A 1655-nucleotide genomic window follows, 5' to 3' on the forward strand; every position below is an offset into this window, starting at 1 on the left:
TTCCCGATACCGCTGAGAACGAGATCGAGGTCAACGGTTCCGGCAGCGATATCGAACGCGACGACCTGGTGTACTCGGTCAATGAGTGGGACAACTACGCGGTGGAAGAGGCGATTCAGATCCGCGACAACGTGGGCGGCAGCGTAACGGTGGTCACGGTGGGCGACGACGAGTCCGAAGAGGTGCTGCGTCGCGAGATGGCCATGGGCGCGGACAACGGGATTCTCTTGACCGACGACGCCTTCGAGGGCTCGGACGGCAAGGGTATCGCGACCCTGCTCAAGGCGGCGGTGGAAAAGGGCAAGTACGACCTGATCCTGACCGGGGCCCAGGCGGATGACGGTGCCGGCCAGGTGGGCGGCATGCTGGCGGCGATGCTGGATTACCCCTACGCCTCGCTGGTGAACAAGATCGAAGTGAATGGCGACAAGCTGACGGTGGGCCGCGAGATCGAGGGCGGCAACCAGGAGATGAACGAGATCGCCATGCCGTGCGTGCTGTCGATCCAGACCGGTATCAACGAACCGCGCTACGTGGGTATCCGCGGCATCCGCAAGGTGGCCTCGGTGGAGATTCCCGAGTACGGTGCCGGCGACCTGGGCGTGGATGCGAGCGCGGTGGGCGCCGATGCGGCCAAGGTGAAACGGGCGGATTACTTCGTGCCTGAACTGGGCGAGGGCGCCGAGATGCTGGAAGGCAGCACCGAAGAGATCATCGCCAAGCTGATTGAACACCTGAAGGCCAAAGGAGGGCTGAAATAATGGCTGAGATCTATGCATACATCACGCATAAGGATGGCGTGGCCGACGATTCGGCCTGGAACTGATCGTTGCGGCGAAGAAAATCGACGCCGGCGCCGCGGTGACGGCGATCGTGACCGGCGCGGGCAGTGAAGTGGATCAGGCTGCCGAGGCAGCGGCGGCCTCCTATGCCAAGGTGTTGAAGTTCAAGAACGACGCCCTGGCGTATCCCAACGCCGAGGTGGTGCGCAAGCTGTTGGTGAACGTGCTGCCCAAGGGGTCGATCCTGCTGGTGGCCCACGACACCTTCGGCATGGACCTTGCGCCGGGTTTGTCGATCAAACTCGACGCGGCCTTTGTCGCCGACGTGGCCGATATCGACGGCCTGGACGGCAGCAGCCTGAAGGTGGTGCGTCAGGAGTACTCGGGCATGGTGAGCACCCACGTGAGCGTGGATATCTCGGGGGGCGCGGTGATCAACATCCGCCCGGGCGTGTTCGCGCCGGACGAAAGCAAGGCGGCCGCCGGCACGGTGGAGGACAAGTCGGGGGACGCCGGTGACCTGTCGGCCCAACGCCGCTTCCTGGAAGTGGTCGAGGCCGAGGTGGGCGACGTGGACATCACCAAGAGCGACGTGCTGGTCTCCATCGGCCGCGGGATCGAGGATCAGGACAACATCGAGATCGCCCAGGAACTGGCCGACGCCATGGGCGCGGTGGTTTCCTGCTCGCGTCCCATCGTGGACGCCAAGTGGCTGGAGAAATCCCGCCAGGTGGGGACCTCCGGGCAGACGGTCAAACCCAAGGTGTACATGGCCTGCGGGATCTCCGGCAGCTTCCAGCACATGGGCGGGATCAAGGGATCGCCGTTCATCGTGGCGATCAACAAGAACGTCAAGGCACCGATCTTCCAGGT

Annotated in this window: 2 protein-coding genes; both read left to right on the forward strand. The window is 63.9% G+C overall.

Annotated features, from left to right (window positions below; genetic code table 11):
* Nucleotides 1–761: electron transfer flavoprotein subunit beta/FixA family protein (locus tag JCM12296_RS34605; RefSeq protein WP_157068190.1), on the forward strand; the 761-nt coding region annotated here is incomplete at its 5' end.
* A 100-nt stretch (nt 762–861) separates the two neighbouring features.
* Nucleotides 862–1655 (forward strand): electron transfer flavoprotein subunit alpha/FixB family protein (locus JCM12296_RS34610; RefSeq protein ID WP_306304192.1); only part of this gene is annotated, 794 nt, incomplete at its 3' end.

Source organism: Desulfosarcina cetonica JCM 12296 (assembly GCF_001311845.1).
Classification (GTDB): Bacteria; Desulfobacterota; Desulfobacteria; order Desulfobacterales; family Desulfosarcinaceae; genus Desulfosarcina; species Desulfosarcina cetonica.